11 protein-coding genes and 3 rRNA genes are annotated in these 21,973 nt (G+C 43.0%); 7 read left to right on the top strand and 7 right to left on the bottom strand.

Translation table 11 applies throughout. The features are described from left to right. Positions 1-131 precede the first annotated feature (131 nt). The gene (locus H3302_RS00715) at positions 132-356 is read right to left on the bottom strand and encodes a hypothetical protein (RefSeq protein WP_036974279.1); all 225 of its coding nucleotides are present in this window, start codon (positions 354-356) and stop codon (positions 132-134) included. A 259-nt stretch (positions 357-615) separates the two neighbouring features. On the opposite strand from H3302_RS00715, the gene uvrD reads away from it, so the two are divergent. From uvrD to H3302_RS00695, 4 genes are all read left to right on the top strand, one after another. Then, positions 616-2,781, top strand: coding sequence for a DNA helicase II (gene uvrD / locus H3302_RS00710; protein WP_036974281.1), 2,166 nt, complete (start codon positions 616-618; stop codon positions 2,779-2,781). Continuing rightward, positions 2,759-4,831, top strand: a complete 2,073-nt coding sequence (locus H3302_RS00705; RefSeq protein ID WP_075594194.1) for a GNAT family N-acetyltransferase — start codon at positions 2,759-2,761, stop codon at positions 4,829-4,831. Before uvrD ends, H3302_RS00705 begins: the two co-directional genes overlap by 23 nt. A 76-nt stretch (positions 4,832-4,907) precedes the next feature. Beyond that, positions 4,908-5,918, top strand: a complete 1,011-nt coding sequence (locus H3302_RS00700) for an ABC transporter substrate-binding protein (RefSeq protein WP_227006853.1) — start codon at positions 4,908-4,910, stop codon at positions 5,916-5,918. 67 nt (positions 5,919-5,985) lie between these two features. Next, on the top strand, positions 5,986-6,834 hold the full coding sequence (locus H3302_RS00695; protein ID WP_036974285.1) for a CZB domain-containing protein: 849 nt from the start codon (positions 5,986-5,988) through the stop codon (positions 6,832-6,834). Between the two features lie 543 nt (positions 6,835-7,377). Here the strand turns inward: H3302_RS00695 and rrf are convergent. The 5 genes from rrf to rhlB all read right to left on the bottom strand — a co-directional run bounded on the left by rrf (position 7,378) and on the right by rhlB (position 15,676). Continuing rightward, a 5S ribosomal RNA gene (rrf, locus tag H3302_RS00690) occupies positions 7,378-7,492 on the bottom strand. Positions 7,493-7,613: 121 nt separating this feature from the next. Next, a 23S ribosomal RNA gene (locus tag H3302_RS00685) occupies positions 7,614-10,499 on the bottom strand. Between the two features lie 281 nt (positions 10,500-10,780). Then, positions 10,781-12,320: ribosomal RNA gene (locus tag H3302_RS00680) — 16S ribosomal RNA — on the bottom strand. Together the 16S, 23S and 5S rRNA genes form the textbook arrangement of a ribosomal RNA operon. Positions 12,321-12,859: 539 nt before the next feature. Next, a complete protein-coding gene (gppA, locus tag H3302_RS00675; RefSeq protein WP_118843894.1) occupies positions 12,860-14,353 on the bottom strand; it encodes a guanosine-5'-triphosphate,3'-diphosphate diphosphatase in 1,494 nt (497 codons plus the stop codon). Positions 14,354-14,398: 45 nt separating this feature from the next. Next, positions 14,399-15,676, bottom strand: a complete 1,278-nt coding sequence (gene rhlB / locus H3302_RS00670) for an ATP-dependent RNA helicase RhlB (RefSeq protein WP_036974450.1) — start codon at positions 15,674-15,676, stop codon at positions 14,399-14,401. A 90-nt stretch (positions 15,677-15,766) separates the two neighbouring features. Here rhlB and trxA point away from each other — a divergent pair, with 90 nt between their 5' ends. From trxA to H3302_RS19980, 3 genes are all read left to right on the top strand, one after another. Beyond that, a complete protein-coding gene (trxA, locus tag H3302_RS00665; RefSeq protein WP_036974472.1) occupies positions 15,767-16,093 on the top strand; it encodes a thioredoxin TrxA in 327 nt (108 codons plus the stop codon). Positions 16,094-16,271: 178 nt separating this feature from the next. Beyond that, positions 16,272-17,531 (top strand): transcription termination factor Rho, encoded by a 1,260-nt coding sequence (gene rho / locus H3302_RS00660; RefSeq protein WP_083633683.1) that lies wholly within the window; start codon positions 16,272-16,274, stop codon positions 17,529-17,531. A gap of 297 nt (positions 17,532-17,828) precedes the next feature. Then, positions 17,829-19,079 carry a methyl-accepting chemotaxis protein gene (locus H3302_RS19980; RefSeq protein ID WP_182395966.1) on the top strand — a complete coding sequence of 417 codons (1,251 nt, stop codon included), beginning with the start codon at positions 17,829-17,831 and terminating at the stop codon, positions 19,077-19,079. Here the strand turns inward: H3302_RS19980 and H3302_RS00650 are convergent. Continuing rightward, positions 19,052-21,886, bottom strand: coding sequence for a tetratricopeptide repeat protein (locus H3302_RS00650; protein WP_182395964.1), 2,835 nt, complete (start codon positions 21,884-21,886; stop codon positions 19,052-19,054). The genes H3302_RS19980 and H3302_RS00650 overlap by 28 nt on opposite strands. Between the last annotated feature and the right edge of the window lie 87 nt (positions 21,887-21,973).

Raw genomic sequence — 21,973 nt, 5'->3', positions numbered from 1 at the left:
CGTAAATACTCACAACTCTTGATGCAGTAATTATATCGGTTGCGGCATGCAGTAGCGAGTTCAGAAGGCCAAAAACAACACTAGCGCCCAATGGCGCTAGTGTTAATGCTGTTTAGATATATAAAAAATTGCTAGAGTCGCGACTTGAAACGCGCGGCATCAATGATTGCCCATAGGTATACAATCGGAAGTAATATGAAACCAACGGCGACATAAATTAATACCCCACTTATGATCCACGCTAAGAAAAATGCGATCGCCGCCATCAAACGACCTTGCACCAGTTGCCCTAAACCGGGAAAAAAGATATTACATATTGCTGCGATTACATTACCGCCAGAACCTTGCTCTGCCATACTAACCTCTGTAGTTTTTGATGATTATACTTTTTATAAACACACTTCATGCCAACTTATTATATTTTATAAATCAACACGTTAAATTTTCACACTGTTTTTATTTTAGTTCTTTTTGCCACAAATAGGTCAAATTCACAATTTTTATTATGCAATTTTAATAACTTGCCAAAATAGCTGTTTATAAAAACAGTATTTTATTTAGCCTTGCATAAACACCTGTTATACTCCTCTCATTATAGATTGAAAAGGCGTAACGATGGACGTTTCTGAATTACTCGATGGCTTAAATGACAAACAACGGGATGCAGTCGCAGCCCCATTGCAAAATATGCTAGTACTTGCTGGTGCAGGTTCTGGTAAAACTCGAGTACTTGTTCATCGTATCGCATGGCTAATGCAAGTTGAGCAAGCCTCTGCCTACAGTATTTTTGCGGTCACCTTTACCAATAAAGCTGCAAAAGAGATGCGCTCTCGCGTAGAAGAAACCTTAAAAGCGCCTGTTGGTGGCATGTGGATTGGCACTTTCCACGGGTTGTCTCACCGTATTTTGCGTGCACATCATCGTGAAGCAAAATTACCTGAAAGCTTTCAAATCTTAGATTCAGACGATCAGCAGCGAATGATCAAACGCTTACTTAAAGCAATGAATATCGATGATAAAAAGTGGCCAGCGAAACAGTTTAGCTGGTACATCAGTGCTAAAAAAGACGAAGGTCTGCGCCCTAAAGATATTCAGGCTTACGATATCAATGAGCAAATGATGCTGAAAGTTTATGCAGCATATCAAGAAGCATGTGATCGTGCTGGTTTGGTCGACTTTGCAGAAATTTTATTACGCTGCTACGAAGTACTTAACAATCACCCTACGCTACTGCGTCATTATCAGCAGCGTTTTGCTCATATGTTGGTAGACGAGTTCCAAGATACCAATACGATTCAATATGCTTGGTTAAAGCTGCTAGCAGGAAACACCAACAGCATTATGATAGTAGGTGATGATGACCAAAGTATCTATGGTTGGCGCGGTGCACGTATTGAGAATATTAAACGCTTTTTAACCGACTTCGAAGCCGAAACCATTCGTCTTGAACAGAACTACCGCTCAACAGCCACAATATTAAAAGCCTCCAATGCGCTAATTAAAAATAATGCTGAACGCATGGGTAAAAGCCTCTGGACCGATGGTAACGAGGGTGAACCAATTTCGGTGTATGCCGCTTTTAACGAATTAGATGAAGCCCGTTTCGTAAGCAGTAAACTGCGTAGCTGGCTAAATGCTGGTAATGCCTTGCAAGATGCCGCGATTCTATACCGTAACAATGCGCAATCTCGTGTACTCGAGGAAGCCATGTTACAAGAAGGGCTTAAATACCGCATTTATGGCGGCATGCGCTTCTTCGAGCGTCAAGAGATTAAAGACGCCCTTTCGTACCTGCGCTTAGTGGGTAATCGCCAAGATGATGCCGCCTTTGAGCGCGTTATTAACACCCCTGCTCGTGGCATTGGAGATAAAACCCTCAGCCACATTCGTGACTGTGCGCGGAACGAGTCTCTTCCTCTGTGGTATGCTGCAAAAGCCATTATTGAACAGCAGCATCTATCAGGGCGTGCAGCCAGTGCAGTAACAAAATTTTTAGAGCTGGTTGAGCACATTGAAGACAAAATCAGTGATCTTACCTTAGAAGAGCAAGCTAAATACGCGATTCAAACTTCAGGATTGATGGCCATGTACCAAGCTGAAAAAGGTGAAAAAGGCCGCGCTCGCGTAGAAAACTTAGAAGAGCTCATTAGTGCCTGTGGCCAATATGAGCTACCTGAAGACGAAGAATTCAGCTCACCACTGCAAGGCTTTCTTGCGTACACTTCTCTCGAATCAGGCGAAGGTCAAGCCGATGAGCACGAAGATGCCGTGCAAATGATGACACTTCATTCAGCAAAAGGCCTTGAGTTCCCGCTTGTTTTTATGGTGGGTGTTGAAGAAGGCATGTTTCCTTCACAGCAAAGTAATGAGGAGTCTGGTCGCTTAGAAGAAGAGCGCCGTTTGTGTTATGTAGGCATGACCCGAGCGATGGAAAAGCTGTACATTAGTCACGCTGAAACTCGCCGTTTATATGGCCAAGAAAAATACCACAGCCCCTCTCGATTCTTGCGCGAAATGCCAGAAGACTGTGTTGAGGAAATTCGTATCAAAACACAAGTTTCAAGGCCCCCAGCCGCAGGCCGTTTTAGCTCATCAGTCACACATGCCGCATTTGAAGACAGTGGCTTTAATTTAGGGCAACGCGTTTTACATGCAAAATTTGGTGTAGGAACGGTACTAAATTATGAGGGCAGTGGTGCACAGTCACGTATTCAAGTGAACTTTGATGATTTAGGCAGTAAGTGGCTTGTTACTCAGTATGCAAGACTTCAAGCCTTATAACGACTACCTAAGCATGCTCATCACTGAGCTGACGATTGCCAAGCATCGTCAGCTTATTGTGGTGCAAGGCGATGCAACCTGGTGTTATGCATTTGCCAATCAACTGTCACTGCCAAACACGTATGTGTTTAGCAGTTGCCATCAATTAAAAAATAGCGTCTTCCCAAAGCATGTTCATCAAATTCTTGGACAAGAGTTTCAACACGCGATTTTTGATGGTTTTAGTGGACTGTATGCAGATAAGTTAGCCGCGCTTGCCGGTACAGTTAAAGCTGGTGGTGTGTTTATTTTATTACTCCCGAATGACCCAACATGGGTCGATCCTGCGCTTGAAAACGTCACATCGTTTGGACAAACAATAACGCATAGTTTCTTTAATGAACGCCTAACTACATTATTAGAGTCGCAAACACACATTTTTAAGCAGCACATCACGCCAACGACATATCAAACAATACACCCACATCACGCATTAATTGACTTTTCTCAACAACAGGCGTGTATTGAGCAAATAATTAAAACAGCACAGGGTCGCGCACATCGTCCTCTCGTAATTAGTGCTGATAGAGGGCGAGGAAAATCAGCCGCATTAGGCCTTGCAGCTGCTGCATTAAAGGATAAAAAAATACTGCTGTGTGCGACTCAAGTTAAAGCGGTGCAAACCACATTTAAACACTTAGCTGAACAACTTAATGTCCCTTTGCAAGCCAATTGCAAGCAACTTGCAAACCTAAGTTATAGTGCTCCTGATAACCTCCTTAATGAAAAACCTCAATGCGATCTGCTATTTATAGATGAAGCTGCAGCTATCCCTGTTCCTATGCTAATGCAAATTTTACACTCGTACCCACGTATTGTGTTTGCTAGCACCATGGTCGGTTATGAAGGCAATGGCCGCGGTTATACACTGCGCTTTTTACATTATTTGCGCAGCCAGTTTAAGTCATTAAAGACAATAAACTTAGACGCACCGATCCGCTTTGCAAAGCATGATCCGCTTGAGTACGCCATACGCGATTTATTACTGCTTGATGCGCAATACAATCAAGTCGCTAGTTCGTTACCTTTGCAGTTCGAGCAGGTTAGCAAGGAGCGCCTTATTCGTGATGAACACTTATTAAGCCAAGTTATGGCACTCCTCGCGTTAGCGCACTACCAAACCAGTGTGAGTGATTTACGTCAATTGCTTGATGCACCTGAATTACACTTATTTATTTGCCGACAAGCAGAAAACCTACAAGCCGTCTGTTTAGTCGCAATTGAAGGGGGACTATCGCAAGATATTGCAGAGCAAGTAATAACAGGCGAACGCCGCCCGCAAGGGCATTTAATGGCACAAACATTAACTCAGTTAACGCATGATACGCAGTGGCTAACAGGTCACTCTGCACGCGTTGTGAGAATCGCTGTAGCACCAGAGAGCCACCAACAAGGTATAGGATCTGCCTTATTAGATTTTTGCCAACAACAACTAAGTACGTGCGATTTCTTTGGTGCAAGTTTTGGGGCAAATGCGTCATTAGTTAGGTTTTGGAAAACAAATGGTTTTCGCCTTGTAAAGCTAGGTTTTAACCGTGATAAAGCCACTGCAGAACATGCTGCACTTGTTATTAAGCCATTAAAAACACAAAGCAAAGCAGTCACAGAGCAATTAAAAGAAGAATTTAAGCAAGACCTATCCGTGCAACTATTTGGGCATTTTAACTCTTTACCATGGCAACTAGTTGATGAACTACTTTCAGGCTATTCAACAATAGGTTGCTCTTCAGAAATGCTTAATAGAGCAGACAGGTTACTCAACAACGACGTTACACTCTTTAAATTACAACCCTTACTGTGGCAGCTTATTTGGCACATGCCTATTAGTCTAAATTTACTCGACCAAGATACAAAAATGATCCTTATTAGACTAGTATTACAGCAAATTGATGTGAAAAGCGTAATTGATGAAGCACACTTCACGGGTAAAAAAGAGTTCGACATTCGGTTCAAAAAAGCAGTACACGATTGGTATGCCCAGTTTACTTTACTTAATAAGAGCAACCCTTAAGCGCCTAGCGATTTGCTTGCTTTTCGTGCCTATTATAGGCAACACTCAACATACACAGCCACCTATAAAATTAGGGATGTCTACCGCACTAACAGGCCCTGCAAAACACATCGGCGAGCAATTAGCACTGGGTAGTACAATCTATTTCAACAAAGTAAATGCACGTGATGGAATACATGGTCAAAATATTGATCTTATTCTTGCTGATGACGGTTATGAGCCTAAAAATACCGTTGTAAACACGCGACAATTTTTATTTAACGACAAAATAGACGCTATCTTCGGCTCGATGGGTACACCGACTGCAAATGCGATTAAGCCCCTTTTAGATAGACATCGAGTGCCCTTCTTGATGCCTTTTACTGGTGCTGACTTTCTCCATAACCAGTCAATGCCAAACGTCTTTAACTTACGCGCAAGCTATCAAGATGAAGCGATAGAGCAAATTAATTATTTAGTTCAGGAGCGCAAGCATAAAAAAATAGGGTTGATGATCCAAGCCGATGAGTTTGGTTTTTTAGTTGAAAGTAACTTAATAATGGCACTGCAAAAACACGATTTGGTACCGGTTGAAGTTGCACGTTTCAAACGAAATAGCGAAGAGATATCAAAGGCACTAGAACAACTTAAAGTTAGTGGAGTCACCGCAGTATGCATGGTAGGCACTTATCAACCATTAGCCGAATTTATTAATACTGGATACGAGCAAGGTTTTAAACCCGACTATACCTCAGTATCATTTGTGTCGAGTTTTGATTTATACTCTCTCATTCACCACCCAAGTACTATTATGGTAACGGAGGTTGTGCCAGACCCCAATCAGTGTGACAACTCCTTATGCAAGCAATTTAGAGCAGATATCAAGCCCTATAACACAAGCCCTAACAGAATTATTTTTGAAGGCTATTTGAATGCAGTTGCGTTAGTGAGCGCCGCACAAAAGTGCACAACACCGTTGAATAATCAATGCTTGCTGACTGAACTAAATAAGCTCTTTAGTGATACGTCTGAGTTTGCCGATTTATTTAACAATCAGACAAACAACACGGATAAAAAGATCTACCGATCCTATTTTAAAAGTAATTGAAATTAACTACTGCTAAATCGAAATAATGTTCTATGCTTTAAAGACTTAACAAGGCTTTGAGGGAAATATGGATCTGATTAATTTTCGTGTTGGGCAAAAGACCATTTCACTTAAGATTCTCGATATTCTTCTAACAGAACGTTACGAAAATAACCTGACATCTTTGCCTAATGAAAATAAAAGCTTCATTGGTGTAAAAGATTACATGGAAACACCCACGCCCATCTTTGATTTAGGCATTGTACTTAATAACCAATCAACCAATAAGACAAATGCTGAGCTCACTGACTTATTGGTTGAAAAAGAAAAAGATCACCAACAATGGTTGAGCGCACTAGAGCATAGCCTGCTCACAGGCGCAGCCTTCACAAACACAATTGATCCGGATAAATGCGATTTTGGCCGATGGTACAACAGCTTTAAAACTGACAACGAAGACCTGCAAAATATCCTCGATAAGTTCGACACCCCCCACAGAGAATTGCACGCCATGGCGCGTGAATTCTTAGACCTTCAAAAAACAATGACAAAAGAGAACGTTATTCGTTTATTTGAAGAAAAGAAGCGCCAAGTGTTTAATCAGTTAATACGCTTGTTTGAGTCTGCAAGAGAGCAGATTATTCTGGATTACAAGCCTATCATAATCTTTACCACTAAAGATGGCGTAACACCTCATATAGGCCTCCTCGTTGACAAGGTAGAAGACAATATCAATGTAAAGAAAGAGGATATTAAACCGCTTGATAAGCTTACCTCCGTAGGTTTTGATGTAGATCCTCAAACTAAAAATATGATGCGTGGTTTAATCAAAATGAAAAACAAGCATAGTTTGTTACTCGATCCTAGCGCCATATTCCGCCCTGAGCATTTAATGCGCCATGAAGCCGAAGAGACCGAAGAATATGGCTTGTTTTAATAACTAGCAATGAATCACTATCTCGTTGGAACAGCTATAGCCGTGAATATCAGTGGTTATGCATGAAGGGCATATCAGACACTTTCGGCACTCAAGTGCCTCTACGTCCTAATTATTTGAGCCAGAAGTGAAATGAGCGATTTAGAGCCCCTTGCACTTCTGTCATTGTGATTAAGAAGCGTGGGAACGGCTTTAGCCGTGAATGTCAGGGGTTATGCATGAAGGGCATATCAGACACTTCGGCACTAAAGTGCCTCCTACGTCTTTTCACCTTGCGCTTATGCGCCTTTTTATCTCTGTATGCAATCTCAGTATGATACTGGACGATTTAGCCCTGAACGCAAAAAACCCGCTGCATTGCTGCAACGGGTTTCTCTAATTAGGAGCCATGGTGCGCTACGCAGTAGGATGTCCTACTTTCACATGGTCAATGCCACACGATGCTTACAAAGATATAGGTCGTAGGGGTCTTGGTTGGGTATTTTATTTTTCTACAGGCAACAAAAAACCCGACTCTTTCGAATCGGGTTTCTCTAATTAGGAGCCTGGCGATGTCCTACTTTCACATGGCAAATGCCACACTATCATCGGCGCTGTTTCGTTTCACTACTGAGTTCGGCATGGAGTCAGGTGGGTCCAAAACGCTATTGTCACCAAGCATATTCTGGTCGTTAATCGCATCTGCAATTAACTAAAATCTGGAAATCTGATAATCGTAAATCTACTTTAGTATACTAACTTCTGTCTGTTACGCTGTCATAAAACGCGTTTGGCGTTGTATGGTTAAGCCTCACGGGTAATTAGTACAGGTTAGCTTAATGGCTCACACCACTTCCACATCCTGCCTATCAACGTTGTAGTCTTCAACGGCCCTTCAGAGACTTTAAAAGTCTAGTGAGAACTCATCTCGAGGCCTGCTTCGCGCTTAGATGCTTTCAGCGCTTATCAGTTCCGAACGTAGCTACCGGGCAATGCCATTGGCATGACAACCCGAACACCAGCGGTTCGTTCACTCCGGTCCTCTCGTACTAGGAGCAACCCCTCTCAATTCTCAAACGCCCACGGCAGATAGGGACCGAACTGTCTCACGACGTTCTAAACCCAGCTCGCGTACCACTTTAAATGGCGAACAGCCATACCCTTGGGACCGACTTCAGCCCCAGGATGTGATGAGCCGACATCGAGGTGCCAAACACCGCCGTCGATATGAACTCTTGGGCGGTATCAGCCTGTTATCCCCGGAGTACCTTTTATCCGTTGAGCGATGGCCCTTCCATTCAGAACCACCGGATCACTATGACCTACTTTCGTACCTGCTCGACGTGTCTGTCTCGCAGTTAAGCTGGCTTCTACCATTACACTAACCGTACGATGTCCGACCGTACTTAGCCAACCTTCGTGCTCCTCCGTTACTCTTTGGGAGGAGACCGCCCCAGTCAAACTACCCACCAGGCACTGTCCGTAACCCCGATCAGGGGCCAACGTTAGAACATCAAAACTACAAGGGTGGTATTTCAAGGACGGCTCCACAAAGACTAGCGTCTCTGCTTCAAAGCCTCCCACCTATCCTACACATGTAGGTTCAATGTTCAGTGCCAAGCTGTAGTAAAGGTTCACGGGGTCTTTCCGTCTAGCCGCGGGTACACAGCATCTTCACTGCGATTTCAATTTCACTGAGTCTCGGGTGGAGACAGCGTGGCCATGGTTACACCATTCGTGCAGGTCGGAACTTACCCGACAAGGAATTTCGCTACCTTAGGACCGTTATAGTTACGGCCGCCGTTTACCGGGGCTTCGATCAAGAGCTTCGTCCGAAAACTAACCCCATCAATTAACCTTCCGGCACCGGGCAGGTGTCACACCGTATACGTCATCTTGCGATTTTGCACAGTGCTGTGTTTTTAATAAACAGTCCCAGCCACCTGGTCACTGCGGCTCCAATCAGCTTAAAGAGCAAGTCTCATCACCAATCGGAGCGTACCTTCTCCCGAAGTTACGGTACGATTTTGCCTAGTTCCTTCACCCGAGTTCTCTCAAGCGCCTTAGTATTCTCTACCTGACCACCTGTGTCGGTTTGGGGTACGATTCGGTATAATCTGAAGCTTAGAGGCTTTTCCTGGAAGTATGGCATCAACAACTTCACCACCTTAGTGGCTCGTCTCGTGTCTCAGTCTTAAGAGTCCGGATTTTCCTAAACTCTCAACCTACTCACTTTCACATGGACAACCAACGCCATGCTTGCTTAGCCTGCTCCGTCCCCCCATCGCAATTATACCAAGTACGGGAATATTAACCCGTTTCCCATCGACTACGCCTTTCGGCCTCGCCTTAGGGGTCGACTTACCCTACCCTGATTAACATGGGATAGGAACCCTTGGTCTTCCGGCGTGCGGGTTTTTCACCCGCATTATCGTTACTCATGTCAGCATTCGCACTTCTGATACCTCCAGCATACCTCCCGGTACACCTTCAACGGCTTACAGAACGCTCCCCTACCACTCAAAATAAATTTTGAATCCGCAGCTTCGGTGCATAGTTTAGCCCCGTTACATCTTCCGCGCAGACCGACTCGACCAGTGAGCTATTACGCTTTCTTTAAAGGGTGGCTGCTTCTAAGCCAACCTCCTGGCTGTCTGGGCCTTTCCACATCGTTTCCCACTTAACTATGACTTTGGGACCTTAGCTGGCGGTCTGGGTTGTTTCCCTCTTCACGACGGACGTTAGCACCCGCCGTGTGTCTCCCGGATAGTACTTTACGGTATTCGGAGTTTGCAAAGGGTTGGTAAGTCGGGATGACCCCCTAGCCTTAACAGTGCTCTACCCCCGTAAGTATTCGTCCGAGGCTCTACCTAAATAGATTTCGGGGAGAACCAGCTATCTCCCGGTTTGATTAGCCTTTCACTCCTAGCCACAGGTCATCCCCTAACTTTTCAACGTTAGTGGGTTCGGTCCTCCAGTTGATGTTACTCAACCTTCAACCTGCCCATGGCTAGATCACCGGGTTTCGGGTCTATACCTTGCAACTCAACGCCCAGTTAAGACTCGGTTTCCCTACGGCTACCCTAATCGGTTAACCTCGCTACAAAATATAAGTCGCTGACCCATTATACAAAAGGTACGCAGTCACCCAACAAGTGGGCTCCTACTGCTTGTACGTACACGGTTTCAGGTTCTATTTCACTCCCCTCACAGGGGTTCTTTTCGCCTTTCCCTCACGGTACTGGTTCACTATCGGTCAGTTGGGAGTATTTAGCCTTAGATGATGGTCCACCTATATTCAGTCAAAGTTTCACGTGCTCCGACCTACTCGATTTCACTTAAGATGCATTTTCGTGTACGGGACTATCACCCTGTATCGTCATACTTTCCAGAATGTTCCACTAACACATAATAAGCTTAAGGGCTGGTCCGGTTTCGCTCGCCGCTACTTCCGGAATCTCGGTTGATTTCTGTTCCTACGGGTACTTAGATGTTTCAGTTCTCCGCGTTCGCCTCTTACACCTATGTATTCAGTGCAAGATACCTGCAAGCAGGTGGGTTTCCCCATTCGGAAATCCTAGTCTCAAGTGCTTTTTACTAGCTTGACTAGGCTTATCGCAAGTTAATACGTCCTTCATCGCCTCCAACTGCCAAGGCATCCACCGTGTACGCTTAGTCACTTAACCATACAACCCAAACGGGTCTTTGTTAGTGACAGCTGTTAACTTCGCCAGAAGTTAATTCATCAAATAATGATGAGAATACTAAAGTAGATACCGATTAATTTTTCAATTAATTGGCATATTTTTACTTTTGAAAACTCTTGATAAATAACAATTGTCATTCATCAGAATTTTATTATCAGCTTTCCAAATTTTTAAAGAGCATATTAATTAGTGAAGCCAACGGCTTTACTAACTAACAATCATCTGTGTGGACACTACGAACAAATAAGTTCTAAATCGTATAAGGAGGTGATCCAGCCCCAGGTTCCCCTAGGGCTACCTTGTTACGACTTCACCCCAGTCATGAATCACTCCGTGGTGAACGTCCCCCGAAGGTTAGACTATCCACTTCTGGAGCAACCCACTCCCATGGTGTGACGGGCGGTGTGTACAAGGCCCGGGAACGTATTCACCGCGTCATTCTGATACGCGATTACTAGCGATTCCGACTTCATGGAGTCGAGTTGCAGACTCCAATCCGGACTACGACGCACTTTAAGTGATTCGCTTACCCTCGCAGGTTCGCAGCACTCTGTATGCGCCATTGTAGCACGTGTGTAGCCCTACACGTAAGGGCCATGATGACTTGACGTCGTCCCCACCTTCCTCCGGTTTATCACCGGCAGTCTCCTTAGAGTTCCCGACCGAATCGCTGGCAACTAAGGATAGGGGTTGCGCTCGTTGCGGGACTTAACCCAACATCTCACAACACGAGCTGACGACAGCCATGCAGCACCTGTATCAGAGTTCCCGAAGGCACCAAACCATCTCTGGTAAGTTCTCTGTATGTCAAGTGTAGGTAAGGTTCTTCGCGTTGCATCGAATTAAACCACATGCTCCACCGCTTGTGCGGGCCCCCGTCAATTCATTTGAGTTTTAACCTTGCGGCCGTACTCCCCAGGCGGTCTACTTAATGCGTTAGCTTTGAAAAACAGTTCCGAGGAACCGAGCTTCTAGTAGACATCGTTTACGGCGTGGACTACCAGGGTATCTAATCCTGTTTGCTCCCCACGCTTTCGTACATGAGCGTCAGTGTTGACCCAGGTGGCTGCCTTCGCCATCGGTATTCCTTCAGATCTCTACGCATTTCACCGCTACACCTGAAATTCTACCACCCTCTATCACACTCTAGTTTGCCAGTTCGAAATGCAGTTCCCAGGTTGAGCCCGGGGCTTTCACATCTCGCTTAACAAACCGCCTGCGTACGCTTTACGCCCAGTAATTCCGATTAACGCTCGCACCCTCCGTATTACCGCGGCTGCTGGCACGGAGTTAGCCGGTGCTTCTTCTGTAAGTAACGTCACAGCTGAATGCTATTAACATCCAACCTTTCCTCCTTACTGAAAGTGCTTTACAACCCGAAGGCCTTCTTCACACACGCGGCATGGCTGCATCAGGCTTGCGCCCATTGTGCAATATTCCCCACTGCTGCCTCCCGTAGGAGTCTGGGCCGTGTCTCAGTCCCAGTGTGGCTGATCATCCTCTCAAACCAGCTAGGGATCGTCGCCTTGGTGAGCCATTACCTCACCAACTAGCTAATCCCACTTGGGCTGATCTTATGGCGCGAGGCCCGAAGGTCCCCCGCTTTGGTCCGAAGACATTATGCGGTATTAGCAGTCGTTTCCAACTGTTGTCCCCCACCATAAGGTACATTCCCAAGCATTACTCACCCGTCCGCCGCTCGTCAGCAGAGTAGCAAGCTACTCTCTGTTACCGCTCGACTTGCATGTGTTAGGCCTGCCGCCAGCGTTCAATCTGAGCCATGATCAAACTCTTCAATTAAAAGTTTTTTCTGTCCTTCCCATAAGGGAGCGGACATGCTCAATGAATTCTGAATTTATTTAACATCTTTCGATGTTGAATTGACTGTGCTGAAATAAGTAAACTTATTTCCGTTGGTCACTCAGTTCAATTGAGACTCTAAATTTGTCTGTCTTACTACCTAAGTAGCTCGACTGTTAGAACTCAATCTGTACGAGTGCCCACACAGATGATTGCTTTATATTGTTAAAGAACGTTGCGATTAAAGCGTTTCACTTTAACTCGCTAGGGCTGCGTATATTACGCTTTCCTATTTTTTTGTCAATACTTACTTTTGAGAAAATTTAATTTTTCGAAACTAAGTTTTACTTAACACTCTGAGTTGCTCTTGCCTCGCTAAGCGTTGCAGTCTGCCGTCTCAGTGGGGTCGCATTATAGGGAGATCCGAATTCAGATCAACTGTTTTTTTACGTTTTTATGAAAAAAATGACTGTTCGTGCAAAATACGAACGAAACGGGTAAAAACAATACTAAAAAAGGCCCTGAAGGGCCTTTTTTAGTTATTTGATTATGAGCTTCCAACCAGCTTTCGCTTGTAACTTGGACTCTAGTTGTAGCTCACTTGCCATTAGTGGGTGATATTTTAACCAATCACTATCAAATGTCAGTATAAGCGCATTTTTATCTACACTTAGACCTAGCGCTGGTAATACATCGTCTTGGCGACGCATCGATAAGATCACTGCGATCCGAATGATACGTGTTAAGCATTCAGCTAATTGCTCATTACACCCTAGATATGCAAAGCTATTTTTTGCAAGATCAGCCCTGTGTCCATTCGCTACTGCTGTAATAAGTTTATGCTCTGACTGTGAAAAGCCAGGCATGTCTGTGTTTTCTAATATATAGGCCGTATGTTTATGGTAAAGCTTATATTCGATTAGCAAACCAATCTCATGCAATTTAGCCACAGTCTTTAACAGTGCAATCGCATTACTATCCATTGATTGCCATTGGTTCATTACACTTATTGCCAGTTGTTCCGCAAGTTGCGCTACTCGGCACGCTTGTTTTTGATCAACATGGTAACGATTCATTAAACCATCAACGGTGCGTTTGCGAATATCATGATTATGTAGCTCAGGCACCATGCTATATAACACACCTTCACGCAATGCACCGCGCGCAAGCCCCATTTGCTTTATTTCTAACGATTCAAATAAAGCAATAAGAATTGCAAGTCCAGATACAAACACCAAACGACGCTCTTCACTAAGACCAGGTAATTCAAGATCAGCAATGGTGTCAAACGTGACTGACTGTTCTTTAATTGCTAACAGTTTATCTAGCGTTAGTAACTCATCCTGGTTTTGCGCAACCATAATCTCTTGAATGGCTTGAACTGTACCGGATGCACCACTGGCAATCTCCCATCCAGCAGCTTTATATTCAGGTACAATATCTTCAACAACATCTCGCGCTGCTTTAATAGCGGTATTGAAATTTTTGTTACTCAGCTTTTGATCTTTGAAATAGCGCTCAAGGAAAGTGACACACCCCATGTTGAGGCTCTTATAATGCAACGCGTCAAAACCTTTTCCAATGACAACCTCAGTGCTTGCTCCACCAATATCAATAACCAGCTGTCGACCACCACATGAAGACGTATGAGCAACCCCTTTATAGATAGTCTTTGCTTCTAACTCGCCACTTATAACATTGATTTTATGGCCAAGGATTTTCTCAGCTTTTTGTTGAAATACATCGGCATTAATAGCAAGGCGCAGTGTTGCGGTTGCAACAATGGTGATATTTTTCTTTGGTATATCTTGTAAACGTTCAGCGAACAAGGCGAGGCATTCCCAGCCTCGTTGCATGGCTTCAGTACTTAGAACATTGTTTTCATCAAGTCCTGCTGCTAGCCTTACTTTGCGTTTGACTCGGCCAATAGTTTGTAGGCCGCCAGCCATCGATTTGGCAATCAGCATATGGAAGCTGTTTGATCCTAAATCGATAACTGCATACACATTTTTTTGCGGTTGAAGTTGCCCCACCGTTCAAAAACCTCTAGTTACTACTACGTCTTAAACAACGGCCAGTTATGATGACCGTGATTTTTGGTAACTATTATTTGGTCGACGTCCGTTGTTATTACGATTACGTGGGCCTGTTGAATAGTTCCGCTTTTTCTGAATAGTAGGCTTTGTTAAATCATCAAGCAATGCACTTTTATCATAATGTGATAATGGAATGCTGTGCTCTATGTATTCTTCGATTTCGTGAAGATTATAAGCATACTGTTCGCAGGCAAAGCTGATTGCATGGCCTGATGCGCCAGCACGTCCTGTACGTCCAATTCGGTGTACATAGTCTTCACAATCATCTGGCAAATCAAAATTAAATACGTGACTTACTTCTGGAATATGTAAACCACGCGCTGCAACATCGGTCGCAACTAAAAAGTCTAAATCACCTTTGGTAAATTGCGCCAGAATTGACTGACGTTTTTTCTGATTAACATCACCAGTCAATAACCCAACGCGATGCCCATCCGCCTTCATCCACGCATACACGTTTTCACAACTGTGTTTGGTATTTGCAAACACAATGGCTTTTTCAGGCCATTCTTCTTCAATTAAGGTTAACAACAACTTAATTTTATCATCTTGTGATGGATGAAAGAGCTCTTCCTGAATGCGCTTACCTGTTTTCACATCCGGTTCAATTTGTACATGCTCAGGATTAGTCATATGTTCAAATGCTAATTCCTGTACACGATACGATAAGGTCGCTGAAAACAATAAATTTAAACGCTCAGATGCTTCCGGCATACGTCTGAACATATAACGAATGTCTTTAATGAAGCCTAAATCAAACATGCGATCCGCTTCATCAAGCACAACAACCTCAATTTCGTTCAGGGTATAACAGCCCTGCTTATAAAGGTCGATAAGGCGTCCAGTCGTCCCAATTAAAATATCAACGCCTTTTTCTAGTTGTGCACGTTGTTTTTCATAATCTTCGCCACCATATACTAATCCTAAGTTAAGATTACAATGTGGCGCTAAAATTTTTGCATCTTTGTGTATCTGAATCGCCAGCTCCCGCGTAGGGGCCATGATCAGGGCTCTTGGATGTTTACTAGGTGCTTTGCTAGATTGTAATAACCGATGGCACGTGGCCGTTAAAAACGCCAACGTTTTGCCCGTACCTGTTTGTGCTTGGCCCGCAATATCACGGCCCTCACAAATAAAAGGTAGGCATTTAGCTTGTATGGGTGTGCAATATTCAAACCCATTTTCGGTTAAACCGGCAACCACTTCCGGTGCGATAGCAAAGTCTGAAAACTTTTTATCGGTCAAATGTGTCTTAGTCATAGCGTTTAAGCATAACGTTTAAACTTGCAATAAGAAACAAGAGTGTTTAAATACGCATTAAATATTTCGCCTAACTTATCGGAGATCGCAATGAGCGAGAAAATTATTCAATTAACTGACGATAGCTTTGAAGCTGACGTACTTCAATCAGACAAACCTGTACTTGTTGATTTTTGGGCAGAATGGTGCGGACCTTGTAAGATGATCGCCCCAATTCTTGACGAAGTAGCAGGCGATTTTGATGGTCGTGTTACCGTTGCAAAACTGAATATTGACCAAAATGCAGGCACACCACCTAAATTTGGTATTCGTGGTATCCCTACACTTCTTCTTTTCAAAGATGGTCAAGTTGCAGCCACTAAAGTAGGTGCCCTTTCTAAGACTCAATTAGTTGAGTTTTTAGAAAACAACATCTAATGAAATAAAAAAAGGGCTTTTTGCCCTTTTTTTAGCTTTATTTTGTTTAAAGACTGGACGCCTTGCTAGTGACCTGCTAGTTTATAAAGCCAACTAATCCTTAGTTATACCAACAAACCTCACTCATGTATCAAACGACGATTTTGAGTATGACAATTGTAATAAAGAACCCACCAATATGCATTTACGCGAATTAAAAGACAAGTCTATCAAAGAGCTTGTAAACTTAGCTGAGTCCATGGGGCTCGAAAACGTAGCCCGTTTAAGAAAACAAGACATTATTTTCGCCATTCTTAAAGCACACGCAAAAAGCGGTGAGAACATTTATGGCGGCGGTGTATTAGAAATCTTACAAGATGGTTTTGGTTTCTTGAGATCATCTGAAGCATCTTACTTAGCCGGTCCTGACGATATTTATGTATCTCCGAGTCAAATCCGTCGATTCAGCATGCGTACTGGTGACTCTATTTCCGGTTTGATTCGTCCACCGAAAGATGGTGAACGTTACTTCGCTTTACTGAAAGTAAATGAAGTAAACTTCGATAAACCTGAAAACTCACGCACTAAAATCCTTTTTGAAAACCTTACTCCACTCCACGCAAATGAACGTTTACGTATGGAGCGCGGTAATGGTAGTACAGAAGACATCACAGCGCGTGTACTCGATTTAGCCTCGCCAATTGGTAAAGGTCAGCGCGCACTTATCGTTGCACCACCGAAAGCAGGTAAAACGATGCTTCTGCAAAATATCGCCCAATCGATCAGTTATAACCAACCAGACTGTGAGCTGATGGTATTACTTATCGATGAGCGTCCTGAAGAAGTAACCGAAATGCAGCGCCTTGTAAAAGGTGAAGTGATTGCTTCAACATTCGATGAGCCTGCAAGCCGTCACGTTCAGGTTGCTGAAATGGTAATCGAGAAAGCAAAACGCCTTGTAGAGCACAGAAAAGACGTGGTTATCTTACTTGACTCAATTACACGTCTTGCTCGTGCATACAACACGGTAATTCCTTCATCGGGTAAAGTACTAACCGGTGGTGTTGATGCAAACGCATTACATAAGCCTAAGCGTTTCTTCGGTGCGGCACGTAACGTTGAAGAAGGCGGAAGCCTGACAATCATCGCGACAGCGCTTATTGATACTGGTTCGAAAATGGACGAAGTTATCTACGAAGAGTTTAAGGGCACTGGTAATATGGAATTACACCTAAATCGTAAGATTGCTGAAAGACGTGTATTCCCTGCCATTGACTTTAACCGCTCTGGTACCCGTCGCGAAGAGTTGCTGACTAAACCTGATGAGCTACAAAAAATGTGGATCTTACGTAAGATCGTACATGACATGTCAGAAATTGATGCGATGGAATTTTTAATTGATAAACTGTCAATGAGCAAAACCAATGACGAGTTTTTCGATTCAATGAAACGTCAATAATCACATTTGAATGTTTTAAATAAATGCCTGTATTAAACAGGCATTTTTTTTGCCCAAAAGAAGCCCCTTTGATACCCATTCGCTGCATTCAATACTCTATTTGAAGCAAGTAATACCCCTGCCTACTCTTTTGTTATTTTGTTGTTCTAAATAAGAAATATCTATCACTGATAACAACCACTGTCACTTAGCCACGTGGGTAAGTGTTATTTCAGGTTAATATAAGTTCATAATATAAATGGAATTTCATTGAAAGCTGTTCTATAAATAATGAGATGAAATGCTTAGGAACACTCAATGACGCGCATTAAAATAGCAATCGCTCTGTTTTTAACAAGCTTACTGGGGTGTATTGCTAGTTTTGCTGTGTTTGATTTCTCTACTTCGGCTCTACTTATACTCAGTCTCTTTATCTGTGGACCGTGGGCAGTAATGATTTATAGTCTCTATTCGACAGACAAGCAGCAGCTGGACTTCTTAAATAACTTTGCGACGAATATGACCGCAGAGCAAGGTATTAACTTCTCCTTTCGTTTTGATGAAAATAACCCTAATTTACCGCAAGCATGCCATGCATTAAATGAAAGTTTAACCACAGTAGAGCACTTGCTCGGAGAGATTTATTGTTCTTCTGCGCGATTGCTCCCTATGGCGGATGCACTAAGAGACACTTATGCCTCTATGACCCAAAAAGCCACGATTCAAGATGCTCACGGTGTCGATCTCGCCATTACAATAAAGCGTACCATTGACGTATCAAGAGAGCTCGATCGAAGTTTAGAGCAAATTTATCACGCGGTTTCTAATGCCACGAATTCCGTAAAACAAACCCGTTTAGACACTGATAAGAGTCAATCAAGTTTATTAAAACTCGCCGATAATATTAATCAAACAAGCCAACAAATTGTTTTGCTCAAGCAAGATAGCGACGCAATAGGTTCTGTGATTGAGGTCATTAATAGTATTGCCGAACAAACTAACTTATTGGCTCTTAATGCCGCCATTGAAGCAGCCCGAGCAGGCGAGCAAGGAAGAGGGTTTGCAGTAGTGGCTGATGAGGTTCGAAACTTAGCTGCACGCACAAGCAAATCAACACAAGAAGTTCGAAATATGGTTGCTAAAATTCAGCATAATACTGAGCAAGCGAATCAGTTGATGCAAAAGGCATTAAAAGAAACAGAGCACACCGTTAAGCTATCTGACGAATCAACACGTGAAACAAATAAAATAGAACAAGCGATGTTAGCCATCGATGCTTTATCAGAAAGTATTCACGCACAAGTTGCACTGCAAAGCCAAATGTCTGATGAAGCACAAGCAAGTATTGACTCTATGGTTGAAATTAACTCAGATGCATTATCCAGCACACAAATTCAAGCCGTTTCAAGTAAGGATCTCGTTAATCTCGCACATTCAATAGATAATAAGTTGTCGATGTTTAAAGTGACCTACCCTAGCATTGATTTAAAAAAGCGAGTAGACCGCTCACGATTCATCAATGACGAAGAAATAAAACAAGCTCAAGATGGTGATATTGAGCTATTTTGAGCTAAACGTGTGCAGTGCATAAGCTCGAGTAGTTGCGTTACTAAGTGATTAATTTCAAACGCTGTCTTGTTTTTTATGGCCAGCTCGAGTGCTAAAGCACTGTGTGCAATATCATCTAAGGCAAACATTTTTGCAGCCCCTCCAATTCGATGAGCATCTTGTTGTAAGCTCATTAAATCATCCGCTGAGAAATGCTGCTGAATCAAGTCCGCTTCGTAGGCAAAACTATTGATAAAGCTAGTGACAAGATCACGCGTATCGGGCATTGAATTAGCTAGTTGAGAGGTACTTTTACAATGCTTTGCAAGCTGCGTGTAAAACACTTTTTTATCGATTGGCTTAGCAAGATACCCAGTAAAACCCGCTTCTAAATAACCTTCAATTTGGTGGCTAATCGCATTCGCAGTTAATGCGTATACAGGTTGAGTAAAGCCACATTTTTGTAATAGCTTCAATGCGCTTAAACCATCAAGTACTGGCATTTGAATATCGAGTAACACCACATCTGGGAACTCTTTTAAACATTGCTCAACAGCCTGCTCACCATTTTCTGCTGTAATGACTTCTAGCCCCATAGATTCTAAATAACGGCAAATTAAGCGTCTGTTATCTGGGTGATCTTCGGCAAGTAATACTTTGCCTGATAATCCTTTAGAAGCTGAGTGTGTAATCGCTTGATTGTCATCAATATACGCCGCAGGCTCAAGTTCTTTACAGGGTAAGTAAAAAGAGAACTCACTGCCTTTATTCGCCTCGCTCTCAACACTGATGTACCCGCCCATCATCATCGCCAATTGCTGCGACAAGCTAAGTCCAAGCCCAGTACCACCAAAACGACGACTAATACTGTTATCACCCTGACTAAAGCAATCAAAAATTAGTTTCAATTGCTCAGCATTCATGCCAATGCCGGTATCTCTAATGCGAAACACAATGCCTTGCTCGACGCGCGATACATGTAACTCAACTTCTCCTTGCTGAGTAAACTTGATGGCATTCGCGCATAAGTTTATTAATATCTGTTTTACACGCGTAAAATCTAAGTAGCTGAAAAACTGCTCACCAAGTTGATTTTGAAACGCAAATTTTAATCCTTTCTCTTTCGCCTGACCGCTCAGCATAGAATGCACATCTGTCAGTAATTCCACTAAGTTGCCCTCTTCTAAGTTCAACTCAAGTTTATTCGCCTCAATCTTACTAATATCAAGTACATCATTAATAAGCTCTTTTAAGTGATCACTTTGTTTTTGAATAACCGCAAGTTCTTCATTCAACTTCTCAGGCTTATAAAGACCATTCATTAAATGATCGGTTTGACCAAGAATAGCAGTCAGTGGAGTGCGGATTTCATGGCTAATATTGGCAAGAAACTGACTTTTGATATCATTTGCACTACGCAACTGCTCTGCAATTTCTTCAAGTTCTTGGGTGCGCTTAGCCACCATTAAAGAGAGTTGCTCCTTCGCCTCTTTTTCAATCTTGCGTCGGTAAATAGTAATTCCTGTCACAACAATCATTACAAACAAAATGAACAGCATGATCGTTAGCTGGCGTTGTTTAGACATTTCGAGCTCTTGCACATGCTGATGTTGCTTAAGATCGACAATTTCTTGATTTAACTGACTGGCTTGAATTTGGCTTTGTAGTTTACCCAATGATTTTAAAAGCTGTTCATTTTTAGATGCATTCATTTTGCGAACAAAGCTATCAAAGTATGACACTGCACTTTCAAAGTCTCCTTGACCCGCTTTTATCAATGCATGCATACCCAAACCATCGAGTACTCTGAGCTCATCTTTATACTCTTTCGCCATACTAACAGATGTGTTAAGCGTGACTTCTGCTTCAGGTAACTTCCCTTGTAACAGCTCGATTTTCGCTTGTGATAATAACCCCGCTAACTCGAGCCCCTTATTATCAATTTGCTTTGCGAATTTTATCGCTTTTTCCGTGTGACTCAAGGCCATCTCAAGGTCGCCCGTTCGCAAGTACACGTTAGCAATGTTACCGTGTCGAGAGGACAGGTAGTATGCATCATTCGTTTCTTGGTAATGGCGCAAAGCACGTTGGTAGTAATGCAATGACAGTTGATACTCGCCAAGCTCTGAGTAAGCCACTCCCATATTGCCATAAGATTGAGCGATACCATCTTCATCATTAAGCTTTTGAAAAATAGCCAGTGCTTCTCGATACATATCCAGTGCAATATCGTAGCTAGACAAACGGATATAAATACCCGCTATATTGTGCAAAATATCCGCTTTATCTTGTGCTGTTCCATATTTATCGTAAATCGTTTTCGCTTGTTTATAATAATCAAGCGCTTGATTCATATTAAACATATTGAAGTAAGCAAGACCAATATTACTCAAAAGGTTAGCTTCAGAAATTGGCTGCTCCATATTTCTTGCAACACTCAAGGCACGCATATACGCACTCACAGCTTGCTGCATTAACCCTTGATAATAATAGGTCACACCTTGCATTTTAAGAGCTTGAAAATAACGTTGTGGATGCTCTTCAAAAGAGGTTGATGTTGCAGCCAGTTGATAGTGTTCCACTGCAGTAGAGAAATTATCTTTCTCTAGTGCAAAGTCAGCTAACTGTAGATAAACCTCTAATTTTTCATCGGATGTGATATTAGGTGCGGCTAGCAGCTTTATTGAAAGTTGTTTTTTCTCATCCCATTGCTGCGATTGCGTAAACTGCTCAAACAATGAGTGAGATGAAAAACTAGGAGACGTAAAAAACAAACAGACACACGCGAGCGTTGAATAAAGCAAGCTGAGGCGCAATGTGATGTACATATGTTTATATCCCTAAAAATCAACCAAGCGTGCATTAGCAGAACTCGCTAAAGCATCGCCAAATGCATTCCTTTAAACCTAAAACAT

It is taken from the genome of Pseudoalteromonas sp. MT33b (genome assembly GCF_014117385.1).
In the GTDB taxonomy this organism is placed as follows: domain Bacteria; phylum Pseudomonadota; class Gammaproteobacteria; order Enterobacterales; family Alteromonadaceae; genus Pseudoalteromonas; species Pseudoalteromonas lipolytica.
This window is presented reverse-complemented; position numbering and strand designations above follow the sequence as displayed.